Genomic DNA, 22,113 nt, shown 5'->3' on the forward strand with positions numbered 1-22,113 from the left:
CTCGTGGTCGAAGACGACCCGCTTGTCTGCTTTGCGATGGAAATTGCCCTTGAGCATCACGGTTTCGAGGTGATCGCGGCCAATTGCGCAAGCAAGGCCATGAATTTGCTTTGCGATTCAACAACCACCTATGACGTGCTGATAACTGACATCGAGCTTGGCAGCGGGCATGATGGTTGGTTTCTGGCGCGCCAGGCTCGCGAACTCATTCCAGATATTGGCGTGGTCTATGTGACTGGAAACGGCATGCCGGATCAGCCCCGGCATGGCGTCAGCCAGAGCATGGCGCTTCGCAAACCCGTTGATGAAGCCGAGCTTGTCAATTGCATTTCGGGCCTGCTGAAGCGTGCGGAAAAATGAATTGATTTCTATTTGCTTGATTTAATTAATAAAGGAGATTTGAAGTGAAACTTATTCGTGGCCTTTTGGCCGCCTCGGCAGCCTTGACTCTTGCTCCGGTCGCCACGGCGCAACAGGCCAATACCGCCTCGTCCACGCATGCTCTGGTCGTGGGGACCATGGCCTATGATCTGCAAGGCGGCGAGGTTGGCAAAATTGACAGCATTTCCGGTGAAACGATCGTTATCGACACCGGGACGCACAAGGCTGCGCTGCCCAAGACAGCGTTTGGTTCCGGCCCGAAGGGGCCGACCGTTTCCATGACCAAAGTGCAGATTGATGATCAGGTGGCGGCTGCGAGCCAAAAGGCCGCAGCCGCACTGGAGGCCGCCATGACGCCGGGCGCAGAGGTGAAGGGCAAGGCCGGAACGGTCATCGGAACCGTCAAGGAGGTCAAGGGTGATCAGGTGATTATCGAAAGGGCTACGGGGCCGGTTTCTCTGACCAAGAAGGCTTTCGGCCTGGGGGCCAACGGTCTTTTCATCTCGTTGACCGCAGCCGAACTTGACGCGGCCGCCAAGAAGGCAACCTCACAGTCCTGATCGCCGCGACCCGCGATTAGGGGGTGGCCCAAGAGGTTCGTCCCCAAATTGGTCGAGCGATACCGGTCGGTCATTGTGCGAGAGACAGGCTGCCCAAGGGACTGGTATCGGTTGGCGGGAGTAGAGGGCAGGCGGGGAATGGGTGTTAAACGCGCACCCATTCCCCGTTCACGCAGGTCGCGGTTGGTCAAAGAACCTCAGGCGACCTATTTCAAAGACTTGCATGATTAAATCGGGCAGTTGCGGGTGCATGATGCGCGGCTCGGCCATGATCGCGGCCGGCGCGCTTTTTAAGGTGCCCCCGACCGTCACGCTCCGCCGGTGGCCGACGGACCTGCAGCCCCCTCAGGCGGAACGGCGGGGGAGGGAGGGGCAGGCCAGCGCAACGTGGCTTCTTGCGGCTTGTCCTGAGGCTCTGGCGGCGTGACCGATGCGGCAATGCCTGCCTGTTGCAATTGCTGGAGCAGCGATGCGATCTCATTGTCCCGCCCGACCAGGATCACCCGGTTCAGCCCCCAGCGCTGCACGGCCCAGATCGCCAGATCGGGCGGGATGGCGCTGGGATCCTCCTTCGCGCCATCCAGAGCGACCGTCAGTCCCGCGCTGGTCGGTGGAATGATGGCCACCCGCCAGCCTTCCGCCGCTTGCGTGGCGGTTTGCTCGATCTGGCGATAATCAGCCAGCGTCCAGCCGGGCATGGCCACCGGCGCGGCAAATACCATGCGTTCGGACCGATTGACCCAAAGTGCCGAGGTGGGCAGGCTGATAGCCGCGCGAATACGGGCAAAGGGCGGCACATCGGCGGCAATGCCCGCCGCGGTGCGCTCCATTGCGGCATCGACCATCGCCTGGGTCTGGGCGGGCAGGTCGGCGGCCAGCACCTGTTGCAGCTTGACCGTGACCTTGGCCGCGCCCGCTGTCGCCAGCGCTTTGCGCAAGACCTGCTCGGCGTCAGTGGCATAATGCGGGGTCACGACCAGCGCGCTGACGTCCGGATCGCCCAGCAGCGGCCATGACACGTCCAACTGGGCGATCCGGCTGTTGGCGCCGCCGGTGGCCTGGGCGATGGCGGCGCGGGCGGTCTTGCGCAGGCTGGCCTCGCGGCTGACCTGCGAAAGGGTAAGGCCCAGCGGAACCGCCAGAACGGCAAAGGCGGCCAACCCGGCCAGCACATAGCGCGGGGACCAGTCGACCTGCCTTTCGGGCAAGGCTGCGCCGCTGAGCCGTGCGACCAGCGCAAAGGCAAAGGCGATGGCCGAAAGATTGGTCAGAAACAGCAGCAGCGCGCCCAGTGCAAAGGCCGGTTGCCATACTGCCAGCCCATAACCGGCTGTCGCCAGCGGCGGCATCAGCGCCGTGGCGATCGACACGCCGATCGCGGTGCCGCCCTTTTTCATCACCGTTGCATAGCCGCCCGCCAGGCCGGAGAGCAGCGCCACCACCAGATCAAGCAGCGTCGGTTGGGTACGCGCGATGATTTCCGGCGTGGCATTGCGGATCGGGCTGGCCCAGGTGATGATAATGCCCGTCATGATGCCGATGGCCGCGCCCACCATCACGACCTTGGCCGCATCGCGGATGCGATGGCCGTCAAGCGCGGCAAAGCCGAAACCCAGCGCCGCGATCGGCCCCATCAGCGGCGAGACAAGCATCGCCCCGATCACCACCGCCGTTGAGGATTGCAGCAGGCCCAGCATGGCAATGCCCGCCGCAAGGCCGCACATCAGCGCAAAGCCGCGTGTCAGCCTGCCGTCATCCTCGACCTGTTGCCGGATTGCGGCGCCATCTTCCTCGCTCATTTCCGGCAGCAGGACCAGATGGGCCAGTTTGACCCGCCAGCGCCGCAAAGTGTGATGCCAATGCCTCAATGAACTGTCACTCCCGTCACGCCATGGCGCGCCTTGATCCTTTCGATCAGCGCACCGATGCTGCCGCCCTGAACGATAACCGCAAAGAGCACGACGATATAGGTGGCCGCCAGAATGGCGCTGCGGATCGGGCTGTCGGGCAGGGAAAGGGCCAACGCGACCGAGATGCCTCCGCGCAATCCGCCCCACACCAGCGTGGGCAGGGCCAGCGGCCCCATATCGATCATCCGCCGCATCAGCGCCAGCGGAACGCCCACCGACACGATCCGCCCGGCCATGACCAGCGCGACCGAGATCACCCCCAGCACCAGCAGCGAGAGATGCGGCGCAATGGCAATCACCTCAAGCCCGATCAGCAGGAACAGCACGGCATTGAGGATCTCGTCGATCAGCGCCCAGAACTTGAGCAGATAGTCCTGTGTCACATCGCTCATCGCGTGGGCGACCCCGGCATTGCCGATCACCAGCCCCGCCACGGCCATCGCCACCGGCCCGCTGATATGCAGCGTCATGCCAAGGCTGTATCCGCCCATGACCACGGCCAGAGAGATCATCACCTCGATATTGTATTCATCGATGCTGCGCATGGCCCGAAAGGCGACCCAGCCGATGGCCAGCCCCAGCAAGGCGCCTCCGCCCGCTTCCCGCAGGAAATCCATCGCGGCATGGGACAAGTGAAATTCGGACCCGCCTGTGGCGATGGCGACAAGGATGGAAAAGACCACCACGCCAACGCCATCGTTGAACAGGCTCTCGCCCGCAACCGTGGCCTGCAGCGTGGGCGGCATCGCGGCGCGCTTCATCACCGCCATCACCGCGACCGGATCGGTCGGGCTGATCAGCGCGCCAAACACCAGCGCCCATGCCAAAGGCACGCCAAGCCCCATCCACCCCGCCACCAGCCAGAAGGCGATACCCACAACCATGGTCGAGATCAGCACGCCGATGGTGCTGAAAATGATGATCGGCCAGCGCCCGGCCCGCATATACGACCAGTCGACATGCAGCGCCCCGGCAAAGAGCAGAAACGAGAGCATCCCCTCCATCAGCGTGCGATGGAAATCGAGTTGGCCCAGAAAGGCATTGAATTGCGCGGCAAGCTGGCTGGAGGGCATCAGCCGGTCAATGCCCAGCACCAGCAATGAGGCCAGCGCCCCCATTACCGTCAACCCGACCGAGGCGGGCAGGCGCAGCCAGCGGTGATTGGCATAGCCCAGGACGGCTGCAGCCACGATCAGCATGGCGGCGGCGTCAAAGGGCGAGAATGTCGCGGACATGGTGGGCATCCTCCTCTTGTCGCATGGGCCTATCATGCGGCTGTTGCGCGGCTTGTCCAGCAAAACCGGAATATTATCGTGATGTTATGTGGTGCGACGTGGTTTGCTGTGCCGCTTTCGCATCGGCCCCGTCGGTCCGCATTCCGGGGCCGCAGCTCAGCGAGGCTGCTGCCAGCCTCTTGGGGGATTTTGCATCGGTCGATCATCGCAGGTTCGTTGCGGCAGGCATCAGGTGCCTTGCGGCCGCGCAGCCGTTCCTGCCGGGCGCGCCGATGGGCGCAAGCTACTTGACAGCGCACTCCACAGAAAATAGAGACTCGTTTTAATCGGTGATTAAAACCGTGTTGCCCACAGGATGGCGCCGTACAGGAGAGGAGCAGAGCGCATCACGTCCGCCAAGGGCCTGATCGCGCAATGGCCTGTTTCCCGGCGCCCTACGACAAGAAGAGGGAGGACCACCATGATCAGAACATCTATCCAAACCGCGCTGCTGGTCGGCGCCGCGCTGGCCCCGTTGGCCGCCGCCTCGGCGCAGCAGGCCGCGCCCGGTGCGCCTGCTCCTGCAGCCTCCGGTGAGGGCGTCGGCGAGATCATCGTGACCGCCCAGCGCCGTTCGGAAAATGTGATGAAGGTGCCGCTCAGCGTGTCCGTCGTCTCCGCCGACACGCTGGTGAAGCGCGGCGTCAATGACCTGAGCGGGGTTACCAAGCTGGCTCCGAGCCTTCAGGTCGCGCAGGACAACACCTACTCGATCCGCGGTGTGGGCACGGCAACCTTTGCCACCACGGTGGAATCGAGCGTATCGCAGATGGTCGATGACGTGGTGTTGGGCAATGGCGAGTTTGCCGCCAACGCCTTTTACGACCTTGAGCGCGTCGAAGTGCTCAACGGGCCGCAGGGCCTGCTGTTCGGCAAGAACGCGTCCGCCGGCCTGATCAACATCACGACCGCAAAGCCCAAGATCGGCAAGCTGGAAGGCAATGCGGACGTTGAACTGGTGACCCGCGACCGCCCGATCAAGAAGGGGCAGGGCATTCAGGCGCGGGCCACCCTCAACCTGCCGGTCAGCGAGACCAGTGCGCTGCGGCTCAATGCGATCTACAGCGGGCAGGATGCTGTCACCTATCCGATGGTCAACGCCAATGTCCGTAACGATATGGGCATTCGCAACCTTGGCCTGCGCGCCAAGTATCTGTGGCAGCCCGACAGCGCGTTGAGCGTCTATATTCTGGGCGATTATAATCGTCAGCGCGGCGTTTCGGGCCGTTATGACATCACCTATCGCCAGTTTGGCGCGGGCAGCGCCTATACCGGCCTTGGCCTGCCCTCTGGGATCAATAACCAAATCTTTCAGGCCGATGCGCCCAATTTCCGCGACAGCGAGACGGGCGGCGCCCAGGCCAATATCAGCTATACGTTCGACAACGGTGTGCAGTTGATCAACATCGCGGCGTGGAAGCATATGACCACGGCCTTCACCTTCGATTCCGACGAGACCCAGTTCAACTTCTTCAACACCAACTCGGCTCATCAGAATTACAACCAGTTTTCCGAGGAACTGCGTCTGGCGCTGCCTTCTGGCAACCGGATCACCGGGCAGGCGGGCCTGTATTACTACCACTCGCAGCTCAATCAGCAGAGCTTGCTGGGCGGCAACAATGGCTTCCCTGCGTTTCTGCTGCCGACGTTTCCTTTCTGCGTCGGCGCGACGCAACTGGGCGCTCCGCCTGCTGCTTGCCCGGTCAGCAACACCACGTTTCTGGGCCAGGACTCGCGCTTCAATCTCAAGCAGAACAGCTTTGCGGGCTTTGGCCAGCTCAGCTACGGCCTGACCGATACGCTGAAAGCGACGGCCGGTGGCCGCGTGACCTATGACAAGGCCAACATCGATCTGCTGGAAAACACCGGTCACTATTTCGTCACGCTGGGCATTCCCAATAACCGCTCGATCCAGCAAACCGACGCCACCAACTTCAGCTACAAGATCGGCCTTGATTGGCAGGTGACGCCCGCAACGCTGATCTATGGCTTCTATGGCCGCGGCTACAAGGGGCCGGGCTTCTCGAACACCGCCCCTGCGCCCGGTGCCAACCTTGCGGTGCGCCCGGAAATTTCAAAGGGCGGCGAAATCGGCATCAAGACCCGGCTGTTCGACAATCACCTGACGCTCAGCCTTTCCGGTTTCTACACCCGCTACACCGACCTGCAGGTCCAGTCGTGGATTACCGCGCTGCGTACCTTTGTCCTGGCCAATGCGGCCACGGCGACCACCAAGGGTGTCGATGCCTCGTTCTCGGCGCGCGTTGCCAAGGGCCTGACGCTGTCGGGCGCGGCCACCTATGCCGATGCCAAGTACAATGATTTCCCCGGCGCACAGTGCTATCCGACGCAGACCACGGGCGGTTGTTCGGCCACGCAGTCCTCGTTTAACGCGGGCGGCTATCAGATCCCGCTCTCGGCCCGGTTCAGCACCACGCTGGGCGCGGACTATCAGCATGCGTTGAACGACCGTCTGGATGGCCTGATCTCGCTGAGCTACTATCACCGCTCGTCGCTCTCGGCCGGTTTTGGCCCGGCGTTCCAGATCCCGAGCTGGGACACGCTGGACGCCACCATCGGCATCAAGACGGCGGCGTTCAACGTTGCGCTGTTCTGCAAGAACTGCACCAATGCCATTCGCCCGATTTCGATCGGTTCGGACGGCGGCGACGCCTCGCTCAACCCCGCAGTGCTGACCCTTAATCAGCGCTTTGGCTATAACTCGGTCCGCACCATCGGCGTGCGGGCGGGGATCAACTTCTGATCCCTTTGGGGCAAGCCTGAATAAGAAGGGCTTCGGAGCTTGTTTGCTCCGAAGCCCTTTTTTTTATTGATTGCGGGGCCTATCAGCCATGCGGAATGTGAAGGCGCGCGGTGCGGGCGGCCCGTTCGGCGGCAAGGTCGAATGGCGATGCGGTATTGGCGATCAACGCGGCATCCAGGGCGGCATCCAGCGGGGCAGGGCGATCACAGGTGCTTTCCAGCGTGATGGCTTGGCCGCTCTGCGCCGAGCGGGTGATGGCCTCCATGATCTCGACATTATGCACGATAAAGTCGGCGCCTGTCCGGTGCGGCTTGCCGCTGCGCAGGGCAAGGGCCATGTCCACCAGACCGACGCCGCGATAGTCGGCCACCGGTTGGCCCGCGTGATCAAGGCGGTTGGGCTCGGCAAAAGGCATGCCTGTGGTGGCCAGGGGGCTGCGGCCGGTGGCGGGGGTGAATTGCCCGGCGCCGCCGCTGAAGAACATCGGGTCGGCCAGTTCGAGGATGCCCTGCGTGCCATAGAGTTCGCCGGGGCGCTGGGTGGGGATTGCGACGTCGAGGGAAATGGTCAAGGCGACATGCGCGGCATCGAAGGTCAGCGATGTGATGAAGGTGGTGGCCACTTCGACCGGAAAGCTGGTGCCCTTGGCCGGACCATGGCGTACCACCCGCTCGGCGGGGCCAAAACTGCCGGTCGCGTGGACACGGCGCACCGGGCCAAGCAGGCTGACCCACATGGCGATGTAATAGGGGCCGATGTCGTAGGGCGGCTCGCCGCCGGGCAGGTAGAATTGCGCCGGATTGGGATGGAACATTTCCAGCCCCGGCAGACCGATGAACGATTGGCCGAAAACCGGCTTGCCGATCGCCCCGGTGTCGAGCGCGCGACGTGCCGCCTGATGGGCTGCGCCGTAGAAAGTGTCGGGCGCGCTGCCGATCAGCACATTGGCGGCCGACGCCTGCGCGGCGAGTTGCCGCGCCATCTCCAGCGTCAGCGCAAACGGCTTTTCCGAATAGATCGATTTGCCCGCCTCGATGATGCGCGCGTTGAGTGCGGCGTGGTCGCGCCCCGGCGTGAGATTGACCACAAGCTCGATCCTTGGGTCGCCCAGCAGCGCATCGACGCTCATGCAAGCCACGCCAAAGCGTTCCGCCACCGTCTCGGCGCGTGCAGGCCGGCGCGTGGCGATGCCGCCCAGCTCCAGCACGGGTGAGCCGGCAATGGCGTTCAGATAGACGCCGCTGATATCGCCCGCGCCGATGACGCCGATCCTGACTGGCTCTATCCCCATTCCAACTCTCCTTATCGGGCGATGCGTTGTGATTTGATCGGTGATTAAAGCGGGCGGGCAGATTGTCAACGTCGCTTGATCGTCCGCTGCGCCCTGCGAATGCATCGATGCGAAATGGCCCTTGCCAGAAATTTAATCAGCGATTAAATCAAGGCGCATGCATATCCGCGCCTGTCGCATCGCCGACCGGGCAGGAGTTCCGAATGGGCTGAAAAGCCTGACAAATCCATGGAATCGCCAATTGAGGGAGTTGAGTATGGCTGGGCAGTTCAAATACGGGGTATCGCTCTATAGCTATACCGAAGACTTCGGCAGCATCATGACCCTTGAGGATGGTTTCGATCACATCGCCGACACCGGTGCGACCGGCATCGAAATCCTGGGGGAGACGCATGTGGAATGCTATCCCGAACCGAGCGCGGAATGGCTCGACAAGTGGTTTGGCCTGCTTGACCGTCACCAGCTCGAGCCGACCAACATGTGTTCGTGGGTCGATACCAAGCTGCGTCTGGGATGCCAGTTGACGGTTGCCGAGGGCGCCGCCGAACTTGAGCGTGACCTGCGCCTTGCGCATCGCCTGGGCTTCAAGTCGCTGCGCCCCAAGTTTGGCGTGATCGACGCCGAACTGACCCCCGATCCGATCTGGTCGGGCGCGGTCGAGCGGGTGCTCGATCTGGCCAACAAGTTCGATATCGTGATCTGTCCCGAGATCCACTCGCCCACGCCGATCAGGCATCCTGCGGTCGATGGCTATATCGACTTCATCGAGCGCACCGGCACCCCGAATTTCCGCCTGCTGATCGACACCGGCATCTTCCAGAACCGCCCGCTCAAGGGCTGGCAGCATGAAGTGCCCGAAGGCGACAGCGATCACGCCAAGCTGATCAACGGCATCGCGGTCGATCCCGAGGAATTCCTCGATATTGCCAAATACGTGGCCTTCATTCAGGCAAAGTTCCATTACATCAACGACGATCTCCAGTGCGAGAACATTCCCTGGGACAAGGTGATCCCGGTGTTGAAGCGCGCGGGTTACGACGGTTATCTGTCCTCGGAATATGAAGGCACGCGTGAACCGTGGGTGGCGATTGATCAGGTCCGCCGCCAGCATGTCCTGATGCGCCAACTTGAAGCGCAATATGACGCTGCGCTGGCTGACGCCTGATACGACCGCATCTGAAACCGTTATTCCCAGGAAAATGCCATGTATGAATATCCTTTGATCCAAGCCACCGGTTTCCGCAATTATGGGCCGGCCGATGCCCGCGAAGGGGTTGAGGTGCGCCTGCGCCTGCCCAACTATCGCGGCATGCGCCTGTCGCTGCTCGACGGCGTGGATGTCACGATCGACGGCGAGTTCTTCAGCCACGAGATCACCATGCTGCGCCTTCATGGCGAGGTCTATGACCTTGAGGCCATGCGCGATGCGACCACCGTGCGATGGGCGATGGGCGACTTTGGCACCGTGCTGGTTCCCAAGGTCGGCGGGCTTGCCCCCGGCATCCACAACGTGAAAGTGGCCGCGCGCACCCGCTCGCCCTATTTCCCGCCGCACCTGCAGCCTCTGCCGGTCAACGGTGAACGCTTGGCGACGATCGTCCTGCCCTGAGGCGGGAGGGCTTGCCGCCCTTTGCGAGACGCTCGACAAAACCAGAGAGCCCCCGGTGCGCCGCGCCGGGGGTTTTGTCGATGATGGCGAAGATGCTTTTTCGTCGCCCCGGCGCATAAAGCGCGGGAGCCTTTCGCCCCCGCACCTGCGCGCCAATTCAACGGCAATGTTCAGAGTTGGCGGATCTTCACGTTGCGGAAGACGATCTCGGCCGCTTCGATCTGCAACAGAATGCGGCCGCGTGTGAGCGGAATATAGCGTGAGCGATCCGCGGGATCCTGACGTTGCAGGCCGTAGAGCGCGGTCACGAGGCGTCCGTTGACAATATGGGCGGCCTTGTTGCCCTGTGCGATCAATTCGACCGTGTTCCATCCTTCCAGCGTGTCAAAGCTGCCGTCGGCGCGGATCCACTGGCGCAATGAACCACCGGCATCGACCTGCGGCGCATATTGCGTGTTGCCCGGAAAATCCTCGGGCCAGGCGGGCAGGCCGCCCTGCGAGATCGCGGCTATCGCGCGGTGATTGATGGGCAGCGCGTCCCCGGTGTTGCGCTCCATGATCTGGTATTCAATGCAATCGGGCCACAGCCGCTCCGGGCCGAAGGGCGTATGATACAGAATGCCGCTGTCCCGCTTCCAGATCGTGCGCGGTTCATACCGGCGGGTGCCCCACCTGTATTCGAGGCTCAGGTGATAGTTCTCATATTCGCGGTCCGTGGCCAGATAGCCCATGCCGGCCTTGGCCGGGCCGTGATAGCGCGGACCGAGCAGGTGGAGCATGCCGTCGTGGATGTCGACCACGCCATCGCGGTCCTGCGCGCCGACGCCATCCTGAAAGAACGTCCAGCCGGTCATGTCGCGCCCATTGAACAGCGGGCGCCAGCCATCGTCATCGGCGGGCCCGGCGGGCGCCGCGACGGTGGCGGGGCCGGCGGCGGAAGCGACATGCGGCAGGGCTGCGGCAACACCGGTCGCAGCCAGACGTGAAAGGGCGCCTCGTCGGGTGGTCTTCATGCATCTCTCCTTGGATGGTTTGCGCGCCATGCATTCGGCCTGCAGATGGAGACGTTTTAATCAATGATCAAATTATCGCAAGCAGGGATTGGCCCGCGTCAATTTCTCTGCGATACCGCACAGGCGGCGGTCACGTTTTGACATCCTCGGGCCGGCAGTACAAAAGGCTCAGGCTGGATCCGAATGCGGCGCAAGCCGACGGAGAGTGAGGCGGCGAGAGGCAAAGCTGTCCAGATTTCGCATCCGGCATATCAACGGGCGGGAATGAATGAGCGAGAAGAAACAGTATATCCGGGACAAGTTGCGCCATAACCTGCTCAATGCCGGCCGCGCCTATCTGAAGCAGCACGGGCACAACGGGCTGTCGGTCCGCACTCTGGCCCAGGAAATCGGGGTTTCGCCCGGCGCGCCCTATTATCACTTTCCCGATCGGCGCTCGTTGCTGCTGGCGCTGGCGACCGAGGGGTTCAACGAGATGCTGGCGGGCACCGAGCAGGTGGTTGCCGGTATTGCCAGCCCGGCCGAGAAACTGCGCCGCATGGGGCTGCTCTTTATCCGGTTCGCCGAAGAAAACCCCCATCTGCTCGACCTTATGTACGAAAGCGAGCTGACCACCCCGACGCTCGATCCGACGCTGCTGGCATTCCAGCGCGCCGGGCACGCGGCCCTGCACGATCAGGTCATCGGCGCGCTTCCCGACCTTGATCCAAATGACGCCGGCGTGCGTGTCGTGGCGTTCTGGTCGGCGATTTACGGTTTTGCCACGATGCGTAAAAAGGGCGTGCTGCGCCCCAGCGAGGATGGCGCATTGCCTAGCGTCGACATAGCCGAGACGATTGTTGATATCGTGCTGCGCGCCATTCTTGCCAAGGACGCGCCGTGCGATCCGGCTCTGGCCGGGCAGGCGGATTGAGCGGCCTGTCTGGCGTAATTTATGGGTTGATCAAAATCGGGCCGTGATCATCGCCAGTCGCGCTGTCGGCTGGTCTGGCCGATGCCGGGGTTGAGCCGGTTGCCGGGATCAAGCGCGCGATAATGCGCCGCGAGCGCGGGCTTGGCGGGATAGAGGTGGCCGACATTGTGTTCGGCAGGATACTCGGCGCCGCGCACGTCGAGCAGTTCCCACATGCGGTGCTCCAGCGCCAGCGGGTCAATGCCCGGCTTCAGGATATAGTCCTGATGGAACACGTGGCAGAAGAAGTGGCCGTAATAGAGCCTGGCCTCGATCAAACTGTCGATGGCCGGGGGCAGCACCTCCAGCCAGTCCTCGTCATTGCGGCGCAGGGCGATATCCAGCGCGATGATGTCGCCCACGCGATCGGCATGTATGGCGCGGTAGCGGATCGCCGCTCCGGCCACGGCAAAGCGATGCAGAAAGGCCTTCTTCGCCTCCATCGGCGTGCATTCGAACATATCGCCTGTTGCGCTTGGAAACATCTGCGCCAGCAGGCCGCGCGCCTCGGTCACGCCATCGCGCGGCATTTTCAGGATCAGATGATGCGCAAAGCGGTCGCGCCATTGCCGCATGCGCGGCGGCAGATGGTCGGGCATCAACCGGCTCGCGGCCTGCATCACCCGGTCCGACAGGTTGGCGGGCAGGATGCGCCATCGCCGCGCCAGCGCATCGATCCGGTTCTTCAGCGCAAAGAGGCGGGGCAGGCGGTCGGTGCCGAAGCGCTCAATGGCGACAAAGACGTCCTTGCCGTAGATGGCCGCAATATCGAACGCGTCACGGTGGATATATTCGCCCGAAATCGGCAGTTCCTGAAACTGGGAGAGGATCGTGCGGCGCAAACGGGTCAGTTCGGCGGTGTCATTGGTGCCGATATAGAAGGTGGCGGTCTGCTCATCGCGGGGAAAAGTGTCGAGCCGGACGGCAAAGACCATGACCTTGCCCGCGCTGCCCGAGGCTTCGAACAATCGCTGCGGATCGGCATTATACCGGGCCGGGGAGGGGGCGGCGATGTCGCGCACCCGCTCGGCATAATCCTGACATGAGGCAACGCAGCGGGGCGCGCCCGCATCCTCGGCCATGGGCAGGCGGCCCCGGCCGATGTTATCGAGAATTTCCTCGGGCGCGCCGCCCAGTTCAAGGCCAAGGTGATTGACCAGTTCGACCGTGCCGTCGGCCAGCACCCGCGCGAAGAGCGCCATTTCGGTATAGGCGGGGCCGCGCCGGATCAAGGCCCCGCCCGAATTGTTGCAGACCCCGCCGATGACCGAGGCGCCGATGCAGGACGACCCGATCACCGAATGCGGTTCGCGGCCCATCGGCGCCAGTTCGCGTTCCAGATCATAGAGCGTGGCCCCGGCCAGACAGACCACCTGCGCGCCGCCCAACAGCGTGTGAATGCCCTTTAAACGCAAGGTGTTGATGATCACCACCGGGCGATCATAGGCGCCGTCCGGGGTCGATCCTCCGGTCAGGCCGGTGTTGGCGGCCTGGGCAATCACGATCACATCGGCGGCGATACAGGCGCAAAAGGCGCGGTATTGTTCAAGCGGCGTGCCCGGCCGCACCACCGCCAGAACATCGCCGCCGCCATAGCGATAGCCGGTGGCATAGGCGCGCGTCGCATCCCCGTCGGTCAGGACATGGCGCGGCCCGACGATGGCGCGCAACTGGTCGAGCAGCGGGGCGGGGGTAGAAAGCATCTGGCGGACCTTACTGCGGATAGGGCCAGGGCGCACGGGTGAAAACGCCGCCATCGACCCAGAGCGTCTGCCCGGTCACAAAGGCGGCAGCCGGGCCTGCGAAAAACAGCACCGGCCCGGCAATGTCGGCGGGGGTCCCGACCCGGCCCAGCGGCGTCATCGGCGACCATTGCGCGGCATAATCGGGCGCTTCCTCGGCGGTGCGCTCGGTCGCGATGGCCCCCGGCGCCACGCAGTTCACGCGAATGCCGTAAGGCCCCAGTTCAACCGCGGCCGATTTGGTGAACTGTTCGATCCCGCCCTTGGATGCGGTATAGTCCACCAGATTGGGAAAGGCATGTTTGTTGCAGCCCGAACCGATGTTGACGATGGCGCCGCCAGAGCCGCGCTGCGCCATCAGGCGGCCAAAGATCTGCGTATTGAGGAAGCACCCTTTGAGATTGGTGCGCAGCACCGCATCCCAGCGCTCTTCGGACAGTTCGAGCAGCGGCGACCAGGTTTGAATGCCGGCGTTGTTGACCAGCAGGTCGGGCGCGCTGCCTGCCCAAGCGACGACCGCCTCGGCAAAGCTTTCCACCTGCGCCTTGATGCCCACATCGCAGGGCATGGCGATGACACTGTGGCCACGCGCGGTCTGTTCCTCGACAAGCGCGAGGGCAGGCTCGGGCGAGGCGTAATAGGAAAACGCCACGCGATAGCCCGCCGCCGCCAGCGCGCCGACAAGGTGTTGGCCGATGCCCGTGCTGCCGCCGGTCACGATCGCAAAGGGCGGCGCGGGTTGGGGGGCGGACAGGGAGGTCACAGGCTCATTCCTCCGTCGATGACCACATTGGTGCCCGACATAAAGCGCGCCTCGTCCGAGGCGAGCGTGACGGCGATGGCGGCGATCTCTTCGGCCTGGCCGAGGCGGCCCATCGGCTGTCGGGCAATGAAACCCGCCCGCGCGGCATCGGCATCGCCCGTCGCGGCAAAGCGTTCGAGCAGCGAAGGGGATTCAACGGTGCCGGGGCTGATCGCGTTGCAGCGGATGCCCTGACCGATAAAGTCCCGCGCCACCGACATGGTGAGGCCGATCACCGCCGCCTTGCTGGTGCCATAGGCGAAGCGGTTGGGCGCGGCCATCACCGATGACACCACCGAGGCGATGTTGATGATCGCGCCATCCGAACGGCCCAGCATCGCGGGAAGAAAGGCGCGGATCGTCAGGGCCATCGAGCGCACGTTCAGCGTCATGCTGCGGTCAAGATCATCGAGCGTGCCGTCAAGGATCGAGCCATTGGCGACATAGCCGACGCAATTGACCAGCACCGAGGTTTCGCCATGGGCCTGCGCCGCCGCCGCGACGCTTTCCGTATCGGTGACATCGAGGATGCGGGTCTCGATGCCCAGTTCCGCCCCGAAGGGTTCCGTAAAACGAAGGTCCGCTGCCGTGACCTGCGCGCCCTCGCGGGCAAAGGCGATGGCGATGGCCCGGCCGATGCCCTGCGCGCCGCCGGTGATGAAGCAGGACTTGCCGGCAAGCCGACCCATCGCCGCCGCCTTCATCGGTCGGCGTCCCAGGCGATGACCTTGTGGCGCTGGACGCCCAGCTTCTCGATGCCCAGTTCGATCACATCGCCTTCCTTGAGGAACACGGGGGGCTTCAGGCCCATGCCGACACCCGGCGGCGTGCCGGTGGTGATGATGTCGCCGGGCAGCAGGACCATGAACTGGCTCAGATAGCTGACGATGGTGGCGCAATCGAATATCATGGTGCGCGTGTTGCCGGTCTGCATCCGCTGGCCATTGACCTCCAGCCACATGTCGAGCTGCTGCGCGTCGCCAACCTCATCGGCGGTGACCAGCCATGGGCCGACCGGGCCGAATGTTTCGCAGCCCTTGCCCTTGTCCCATGTGCCGCCGCGCTCAAGCTGGAAGGTGCGTTCCGACAGGTCATCGCAGACCACATATCCGGCGACGTGGTTCAGCGCATCCTCGGGCGCGACATAGGAAGCGCGCGACCCGATGACGATGCCGAGTTCGACCTCCCAATCCATCTTGTCCGATTGGCGCGGTCGCCGCACATCGTCGTTCGGCCCCTGAATGCACGAGACGGCCTTGGTAAACACGATCGGTTCCGCCGGGATCGGCATGTTGGCCTCGATCGCATGGTCGGTATAGTTGAGGCCGATGGCGATGAATTGCCGCGTGCCGGCCACAGGAGCGCCCAGACGCACTGGTTCGGTCACGGCCGGAAGCGCGGAGATGTCGATCCCGCGCAGCCGTTCAAGGGCGGGCGGAGACAGAGTCTCGCCGTCAATGTCGGACAGATGGCCCGAAAGATCGCGCAAGGCCCCGTTGCCGTCAAGGATTCCGGGCTTTTCCTGTCCTGCTTGGCCAAATCGTACCAGTTTCATTGCATGCTCCACATCAAGTGCGGCCGACGATCCGATCGACCGGGCCGCATATCGCGCTGCCATGGTATCCGGGGCGCCCGGAATAATCCAATGCCGGAAGCGACTTTATTTGATCAATGATCAAAATGCTGCGTAACCGACAATGGTCCTCCGGTAAAGTCCAAACACAGGAGCGTTTTTCGATGGACCCGCGAAGGGGCGGCAGCAGGCGCGATTGGCCATGCCGGTCCAGACCGTCAATCCCGGCTTGCTTTTCGTTTGATCGCTGATTAAAATCTGCGGGCGCCGATTTGGCGCCTTATCCGATACCTTCCTTCGCGGGATGATCCGGTCCCGGCCACGGGGCGATGCGCGCGGGGGCGGCCTCACACTCGAACCTTTCCGCACCGCCGTCCATCAAAGCGGTCGGCCCAAGCGGCGCCAATACCAAAGCCGATGTCAGGGAGAGAACGATTGAGCAGAAGAATTGTGAGCCTGTTCCTTGCCACGGGCTCGCTGCTTGCCCAAGCCGACGCTCAGGCGCGTCCGGCGCATGAAGCGCTGTCTCCTCCTGCCTCGCTTGACGCCCCGGCGATTGCGGATCTTGCCCGCCGGTTTGCCGATCCGCCGGTCGAGGCGCGCCCGCGCGTCTGGTGGCACTGGATGAACGGCAATATCACCAAGGATGGCATCGCCAAGGATCTGGCATGGATGAAATCGGTTGGCATTGGCGGCGCACAGACCTTTGATGTCAATCTCACCACGCCCCGGATCGTCGACAAGCGTCTCGTCTACATGAGCCCGGAATGGAAGGATGCGTTCCGGTTCGCCGCCGCCGAGGCCGACCGGCTGGGGCTTGAACTGGCGATCGCCTCCTCGCCGGGATGGAGCGAGACCGGCGGCCCTTGGGTCACGCCGCAGGATGCGCTCAAGAAGCTGGTGTGGAGCGAGACGATTGTGGAAGGCGGCAAGCCCTTTGCAGGCCGCCTTGCAACGCCCCCGTCGATCACCGGGCCGTTTCAATCCATCCCACAACAGCCTGACCTTACCGACCTGCTGGCGGAAAGGCCGCTGCATCCCCGGCCGGAGCGGCTTTACCGCGACACCGTCGTGCTGGCGGTGCCGGTGGCCGATGTCGAGGCGCTTCCCGTGCCCGATGTTTTCGGGCCGCAAGGCGAGAGGGTCGAGCCGGGCGCGATCAATGGCGGCCCTGCGGCCTCCGGGCTGCGGGTCGCGGCGCCGGGAACGGTGACGCTCGACTACCGCGCGCCGGTTGCGCTGCGCTGCGCCACGGTTTTCCTGCCCGGTGCCGCGGTTCCGCTGCTGGGCGGCCTGTTTGCCGCCTCGTTTGAGGCCAGCGATGACAATGTGACATGGAAGCCCGTCGCCGATGTGCCTCTGGCCACGGTGCCCACAACGGTCAGTTTCCGCCAGATCCGGGCGCGCTACATGCGTCTTTCGCTGCGTTTCCCGACGCATGACGGCGGCGAGGGGGGCAGCGGTCCGGGGCCTGCCGCCGACAATGGCCTGGCCATGCCGGACCCGTTTGGCGCGATGATCGGCAAGATCATGTCTTCGCCCCTGACTGTGACCCAGTTTACCGCATCGTCCGTGCCGATGATCGACCGCTTTGAGACAAAGGCGGGCTTTGCGCTTGCGGGCGATTATCTGTCTTTTCCCGTGCCCCAGGATGATCCCCAAGTTCCGGTACCGGCCTCGGTGATCGACCTAACCAGAAAGCTGCGTCCTGACGGCGGGCTTGACTGGACCCCGCCGCCGGGGCGCTGGAAGGTTCTACGGATGGGCTATTCGCTGCTGGGCACCACCAATCACCCGGCCACGGCCGAGGCCACCGGGCTGGAGGCCGATGTCTATGATGCCGGGGCGGTTCGCCGCTATATGGATCACTATCTGGGCATGTATCGCGATGCGGCGGGGCCGGAACTGGTCGGCGCCCATGGCGTGCGGGCCTTGGTGACGGATTCGATCGAGGTCGGCGCGGCCAATTGGACGCCGAATCTGATCCGGCAGTTCCGCCGCCTGCGCGGCTATGATCCATTGCCCTGGCTGCCGACCTTGACCGGCCAGATCGTGCAGTCGCGCGCCGCCTCCGACAGCTTCCTGCTGGACTATCGCAGGACGCTGAGCGAGCTGATGGCCAGCGAGCATTACGGGACAATCGCGCAGGCGAGCCATGAGGCGGGCCTGAAGTTCTATGCCGAAGCGCTGGAATCGCGGCGTCCCTCGCTGGGCGACGACATGGCGATGCGCCGCTATGCCGATTACCCGATGGCGGCGACATGGGCCTTTGCGCGCGGGGGCCAGCCCGAGGATTCCGCGCGGGCCGACATTCGCGGGGCCGCCTCGATCGCGCATATCCTTGGGCGTGAGGATGTTGCCGCTGAATCCTTCACCGCCAGCATGAAACCATGGGCTTTCGGCCCCGCCGACCTCAAGCATGTGGTCGATTTCGAATTCGTTTCGGGCGTGACGCGGCCGGTGATCCACACCTCGGTCCACGTGCCCGGCGATGATCATGTGCCGGGCCTGAGCCTTGGCGGCATCGGCCAGTATTTCAACCGCAACGAGAGCTGGGCGCCCCTTGCCCGCCCGTGGATCGACTATATCGCCCGCAATTCGGTGCTGCTGCGCCAAGGCCGCAATGTTGCCGATCTGGCCTATTTCTATGGTGAGGAAGCGCCCCTTACGGGCCTTTACAGCGACCGCCGCGTGCCCGATGCGCCGCGCGAACATGCCTATGACTTCCTCGACATAGCCTCGCTGTCCGATGCGCTGGCAAACGATGGCGGCGATCTGGTGACGCCGGGCGGTGCGCGCTATCGTGCGATCTATCTTGGCGGGTCGTCCGATCACATGTCGCTGGCAACCTTGCGCCGACTGAGCGCGCTGGTCGAAGGCGGGGCCACGCTGATTGGTCAACGCCCGGTTCATATGCTGGGGCTGGCGGGCGACAAGGCCGGATTTGACGCGCTGGCCGATCGCATGTGGTCTGGTCGGCCCGAGACCATGCTGGGCAAGGGCCGCGTTATCGCGTCGAATGATCCCGATGCCGCGCTCGAACGGGCAGGGGTGGCGCCCGCGTTTCACATGGCGGGCGCGGGTGCGGACGCCGAGGTGCCCTTCATCGAACGCCAGTTCCCAGGCGGCCGGAGCTGGTTTCTGGTCAACCGCCGCGAGACGCCTGTCGCATTCGAGGGCCATTTCCGGGTGACCGGCCTCAGGCCTGAGATCTGGCATGCCGAAACCGGCGCGCGCGAGGCGGTGACCTATCGCATCGTCGGCCATGAGACTGTTGTGCCGCTTCACCTTGCCGCCGGCGACGCGCTGCATATCGTGTTTGCCGGTCCGGCGCAGGGCAAAGGATATACCGTGCCTGCGGCGATCCCGGCGCCCTCCACTGTGCTTGAAGGGGCATGGACGGTGAGTTTCCAGCCCGGACGCGGCGCGCCGCAAAGCGCTGTCCTTCCCCGTCTGGCCCCGCTCGACACCCAATCCGAACCGGGCATCCGCTATTTCTCAGGCGTTGCCACCTATCAAAAGGACTTCGCCGCGCCGCGTGGCTGGAAGGCGGGCCAGCCCTTGATGCTCGATCTGGGCGAGGCACGCGACATCGCGGAGGTCACGGTCAACGGAAAGGTTCTCGGATCGGTCTGGCATGCGCCCTATCGGCTCGACATTGGTGGCGCTGTACGGCCGGGGCGCAACCGTCTGAGCTTGCGCGTGGCCAACCTGTGGGTCAACCGCCTGATCGGCGACCAGCAGCCCGGAACGCAGAAGATCACCTGGACCGACACGCCGACCTACAAGGCAAGCGCCAGCCTGCGCCGATCGGGGCTGGTCGGTCCGGTCACGCTGACCCCCATGACCAGCGGTGTAACCGACATCAAGCGGACCATGCGTTGACACTTTCCGCCCGGCGGCCGGCCATGCGCCGGTCGCCGGGTGCTGCTCCAAGGACGACCAACATGACTACCCCTACCGATACTGGCTCGCAGCGCCGGGCGGGCCTGCCCCAAGGCATCGTCGTCGTGATCGCCAGCTTTCTTCCCATTCTGGCCATCGTCGCTCTGGCTCCGGCCGTGCCGCGCATGATGGAACACTTTGCCGGGGTGCCCGGCGCGGGCCTGTGGGTTCCGCTGGCGGTGACCGCGCCGGGCCTGATGGTTGCGCTGCTTTCGCCCGCGATGGGCTGGCTGGTTGATCGCTATGGCCGCAGCCGTTTGCTGGTCGTGGCGACCGCGATCTACGGTCTTGTCGGCATCGCCCCCATCTTCATCGACGGCCTGCCTGCGCTGTTCGCCTCGCGCCTGCTGCTGGGTGTTTGCGAGGCGGCGATCCTGACCGTGACCAACACTTTGGTCGGTGACTATTTCGACGAGGATCGCAGGCGCTTCTGGCTGACCGTCCAGTCCGCCGCGCAGCCGTTCTTCGGCGTTTCGCTGCTCGTTCTGTCGGGCACGCTTTCGGGGATGGGCTGGAACATCCCGTTTCTGGTCTATGCCTGCGCCATCCCCATCGCGGCGGCGATGGCCTTTCTTCTGTTCGAGCCGGCAAAGCGCGCCCACGCGCTGTCAGACGCCGCTGTCGCGCCTTTTCCGGTGCGCCATGTGCTGATCACCAGCGGTGTGACCTTGCTGGCCTCGAGCATCTATTATGTTTACATTGTGCAGGTCGGGCTCCTGTTTCCCGGTGTGGGCGTCACATCGCCCGACACCATTGGCATGTTGATCGGCCTTGCCAATGTCGGCGTGTTTTTCGGCGGACTGCTGTTCAAGCCTGCCTCCGCGCGGCTTGGCACCGGCCTGCAGGTCGGCATCTTCTTTGCCCTGCTGGGGCTGGGCCTGCTGGGCATCGGCGCCAGCCATTCCGCCACCCAGATGACAGCTTTCTGCACGATCCAGCAACTTGGCGCGGGGCTGTGCATCCCCACGCTGCTGCTTTGGACCATGCGCGGGCTGAACGATGAAAACCGGGGGCGGGGCATGGGTATCTGGAGCTGCGCCTTCTTCGTCGGCCAATTTGTCAGTCCGGCGCTTGTCTCGCTGGTTACGCTGTTCAGCCACGCTTTGCCCCGGACGTTCATCGTGATCGGCGTGGGCGGGATCGCCCTCGCGGTTGTCCTTGGCGTGGCCCTGAATGCCGGTGCGCGGCAGACAAAGGCTGTTGCCTGAAACCTGCGGCTTGATCGGCCTCATCACAAAAGGTCCGGGCGACTGTCGTCACTCGGGCCTTTTGATCGTGCCGCATGGCAGGAATTGCGCGCAAGGTTTTGCGCGATCGGAGAGCAGCCTGACCCACCGAGTCATTCCGAAACAGTCCTAAAATCGCCACGGCACCTTGGCCAGCGCCTCGCGCAGATAGGCAAGGAAAGCGTTGGCCCGCCCGCTGCGTTCGCTGCGTGCGTGAACCAGCGCCACGACATCCGCCGAAGGCAGCGCCCAATCGGGCAGAATTTCCACCAGCCGTCCGGTCGCAAGATCCCCGGCCACATCCCATTCGCTGCGCACCATCACGCCCAGCCCCGCCAGCGCCCAGTCGCGCACGATTTCACCATCATTGCTCGACATCGCGGGCTTGACGCGCACGGTCATCGCCTCCTTTTCGCCGTGCCGAAAGCGCCAAAGCGTGACGTCCTCATTGTTCTCCCGCAGGGCAAGACAGCGGTGATCGATCAGGTCATGGGGCGTTGTCACCGGCGGGCCGTTTTCAAGACAGGCAGGCGCCGCGCACAGGATACGGCGGTTGGGGGCCAGCGTCGTCACCATCCTGTCGCTTTCCGGCAGCGCGCCGATATGCACGACAATATCCCAGCTCTCGTGGACCTGTCGGATCGGGCTGTCGGAGAGTTCGAGGGTGACAGTCGTGGCCGGATGGGCCTTGGCAAAACTTTCGACCACCGGGCTGACATGGCGCCGGCCAAAGCCGTAGGGGGCCGCCACCCGCAAATGCCCGCGGATCCGGCTGGTGCGCGAGGCCAGCCTTTCGGCCAGATCCTCAATCGCGCCGATGATCTCCAGCCCTTCCGAGGCGATCAGTTCCCCTTCATCGGTCAGGCTGAGCCCGCGCGAATTGCGGTCGACCAGCTTGACCCCGACGCGGGCCTCCAATGCGCGCAGCCTCTGCGTTACCGCCGGGGGGGTGACATTGAGGCTGCGCGCCGCTTCGGCCAGCGAGGGCGAGCGGGCCAGAACCTGAAAGAAGGTCAGATCTTCGGTGGTGATCATTAGGTTTCATCTTAATGAAGAATGTAGATCGCGTTA

At 63.9% G+C, this 22,113-nt stretch carries 17 protein-coding genes; 8 read left to right on the forward strand and 9 right to left on the reverse strand.

The window, feature by feature from the left end:
* Window positions 1–3: 3 nt before the first annotated feature.
* Window positions 4–360, forward strand: coding sequence for a response regulator (locus PQ457_RS04755; RefSeq protein ID WP_273618618.1), 357 nt, complete (start codon window positions 4–6; stop codon window positions 358–360).
* A gap of 44 nt (window positions 361–404) precedes the next feature.
* Window positions 405–941, forward strand: coding sequence for a hypothetical protein (locus tag PQ457_RS04760; RefSeq protein ID WP_273618619.1), 537 nt, complete (start codon window positions 405–407; stop codon window positions 939–941).
* A 308-nt stretch (window positions 942–1,249) separates the two neighbouring features.
* Here PQ457_RS04760 and PQ457_RS04765 read toward each other — a convergent pair whose 3' ends face one another.
* Together PQ457_RS04765 and PQ457_RS04770 are read right to left on the reverse strand one after the other, a co-directional pair.
* Window positions 1,250–2,809, reverse strand: coding sequence for a DUF389 domain-containing protein (locus PQ457_RS04765; protein WP_273618620.1), 1,560 nt, complete (start codon window positions 2,807–2,809; stop codon window positions 1,250–1,252).
* Window positions 2,806–4,086 carry a cation:proton antiporter gene (locus PQ457_RS04770; RefSeq protein WP_273618621.1) on the reverse strand — a complete coding sequence of 427 codons (1,281 nt, stop codon included), beginning with the start codon at window positions 4,084–4,086 and terminating at the stop codon, window positions 2,806–2,808. Before PQ457_RS04770 ends, PQ457_RS04765 begins: the two co-directional genes overlap by 4 nt.
* Window positions 4,087–4,546: 460 nt before the next feature.
* Here PQ457_RS04770 and PQ457_RS04775 point away from each other — a divergent pair, with 460 nt between their 5' ends.
* Complete coding sequence (locus PQ457_RS04775) at window positions 4,547–6,889, forward strand: TonB-dependent receptor (protein WP_273618622.1); 2,343 nt, start codon at window positions 4,547–4,549, stop codon at window positions 6,887–6,889.
* Window positions 6,890–6,971: 82 nt separating this feature from the next.
* Here PQ457_RS04775 and PQ457_RS04780 read toward each other — a convergent pair whose 3' ends face one another.
* Window positions 6,972–8,180, reverse strand: coding sequence for a Gfo/Idh/MocA family protein (locus PQ457_RS04780; protein ID WP_273618623.1), 1,209 nt, complete (start codon window positions 8,178–8,180; stop codon window positions 6,972–6,974).
* Window positions 8,181–8,436: 256 nt separating this feature from the next.
* On the opposite strand from PQ457_RS04780, the gene PQ457_RS04785 reads away from it, so the two are divergent.
* Together PQ457_RS04785 and PQ457_RS04790 are read left to right on the forward strand one after the other, a co-directional pair.
* Entirely contained in the window at window positions 8,437–9,345 is a 909-nt protein-coding gene (locus tag PQ457_RS04785; RefSeq protein ID WP_273618624.1) for a sugar phosphate isomerase/epimerase family protein, read from the forward strand.
* Between the two features lie 39 nt (window positions 9,346–9,384).
* Window positions 9,385–9,789: a C-glycoside deglycosidase beta subunit domain-containing protein gene (locus PQ457_RS04790; RefSeq protein ID WP_273618625.1), complete on the forward strand. Its 405-nt coding sequence runs from the start codon at window positions 9,385–9,387 to the stop codon at window positions 9,787–9,789.
* A gap of 170 nt (window positions 9,790–9,959) precedes the next feature.
* Here PQ457_RS04790 and PQ457_RS04795 read toward each other — a convergent pair whose 3' ends face one another.
* Window positions 9,960–10,802 (reverse strand): 3-keto-disaccharide hydrolase, encoded by an 843-nt coding sequence (locus PQ457_RS04795; protein ID WP_273618626.1) that lies wholly within the window; start codon window positions 10,800–10,802, stop codon window positions 9,960–9,962.
* A 268-nt stretch (window positions 10,803–11,070) separates the two neighbouring features.
* Here PQ457_RS04795 and PQ457_RS04800 point away from each other — a divergent pair, with 268 nt between their 5' ends.
* Window positions 11,071–11,715: a TetR/AcrR family transcriptional regulator gene (locus tag PQ457_RS04800; RefSeq protein WP_273618627.1), complete on the forward strand. Its 645-nt coding sequence runs from the start codon at window positions 11,071–11,073 to the stop codon at window positions 11,713–11,715.
* A gap of 47 nt (window positions 11,716–11,762) precedes the next feature.
* Here the strand turns inward: PQ457_RS04800 and dld are convergent, their stop codons facing one another.
* The 4 genes from dld to PQ457_RS04820 are packed head-to-tail and all read right to left on the reverse strand — an operon-like array spanning window position 11,763 to window position 15,853.
* Window positions 11,763–13,457: a D-lactate dehydrogenase gene (dld, locus tag PQ457_RS04805; protein ID WP_273618628.1), complete on the reverse strand. Its 1,695-nt coding sequence runs from the start codon at window positions 13,455–13,457 to the stop codon at window positions 11,763–11,765.
* Between the two features lie 10 nt (window positions 13,458–13,467).
* A complete protein-coding gene (locus tag PQ457_RS04810) occupies window positions 13,468–14,259 on the reverse strand; it encodes an SDR family NAD(P)-dependent oxidoreductase (protein ID WP_273618629.1) in 792 nt (263 codons plus the stop codon).
* Window positions 14,256–14,987 carry an SDR family oxidoreductase gene (locus tag PQ457_RS04815; RefSeq protein ID WP_273618630.1) on the reverse strand — a complete coding sequence of 244 codons (732 nt, stop codon included), beginning with the start codon at window positions 14,985–14,987 and terminating at the stop codon, window positions 14,256–14,258. The genes PQ457_RS04810 and PQ457_RS04815 overlap by 4 nt, the downstream gene beginning before the upstream one ends.
* Window positions 14,988–14,998: 11 nt before the next feature.
* A complete protein-coding gene (locus PQ457_RS04820; RefSeq protein ID WP_273618631.1) occupies window positions 14,999–15,853 on the reverse strand; it encodes a fumarylacetoacetate hydrolase family protein in 855 nt (284 codons plus the stop codon).
* Between the two features lie 453 nt (window positions 15,854–16,306).
* Between PQ457_RS04820 and PQ457_RS04825 the strand changes: the two genes are divergently transcribed.
* Window positions 16,307–19,756, forward strand: coding sequence for a glycosyl hydrolase (locus tag PQ457_RS04825; RefSeq protein WP_273618632.1), 3,450 nt, complete (start codon window positions 16,307–16,309; stop codon window positions 19,754–19,756).
* A gap of 62 nt (window positions 19,757–19,818) precedes the next feature.
* Window positions 19,819–21,024: an MFS transporter gene (locus tag PQ457_RS04830; protein ID WP_273618633.1), complete on the forward strand. Its 1,206-nt coding sequence runs from the start codon at window positions 19,819–19,821 to the stop codon at window positions 21,022–21,024.
* 147 nt (window positions 21,025–21,171) lie between these two features.
* Here the strand turns inward: PQ457_RS04830 and PQ457_RS04835 are convergent, their stop codons facing one another.
* Window positions 21,172–22,077, reverse strand: a complete 906-nt coding sequence (locus tag PQ457_RS04835; protein ID WP_273618634.1) for a LysR family transcriptional regulator — start codon at window positions 22,075–22,077, stop codon at window positions 21,172–21,174.
* Between the last annotated feature and the right edge of the window lie 36 nt (window positions 22,078–22,113).

This window comes from Novosphingobium humi, assembly GCF_028607105.1.
In the GTDB taxonomy this organism is placed as follows: Bacteria; Pseudomonadota; Alphaproteobacteria; order Sphingomonadales; family Sphingomonadaceae; genus Novosphingobium; species Novosphingobium humi.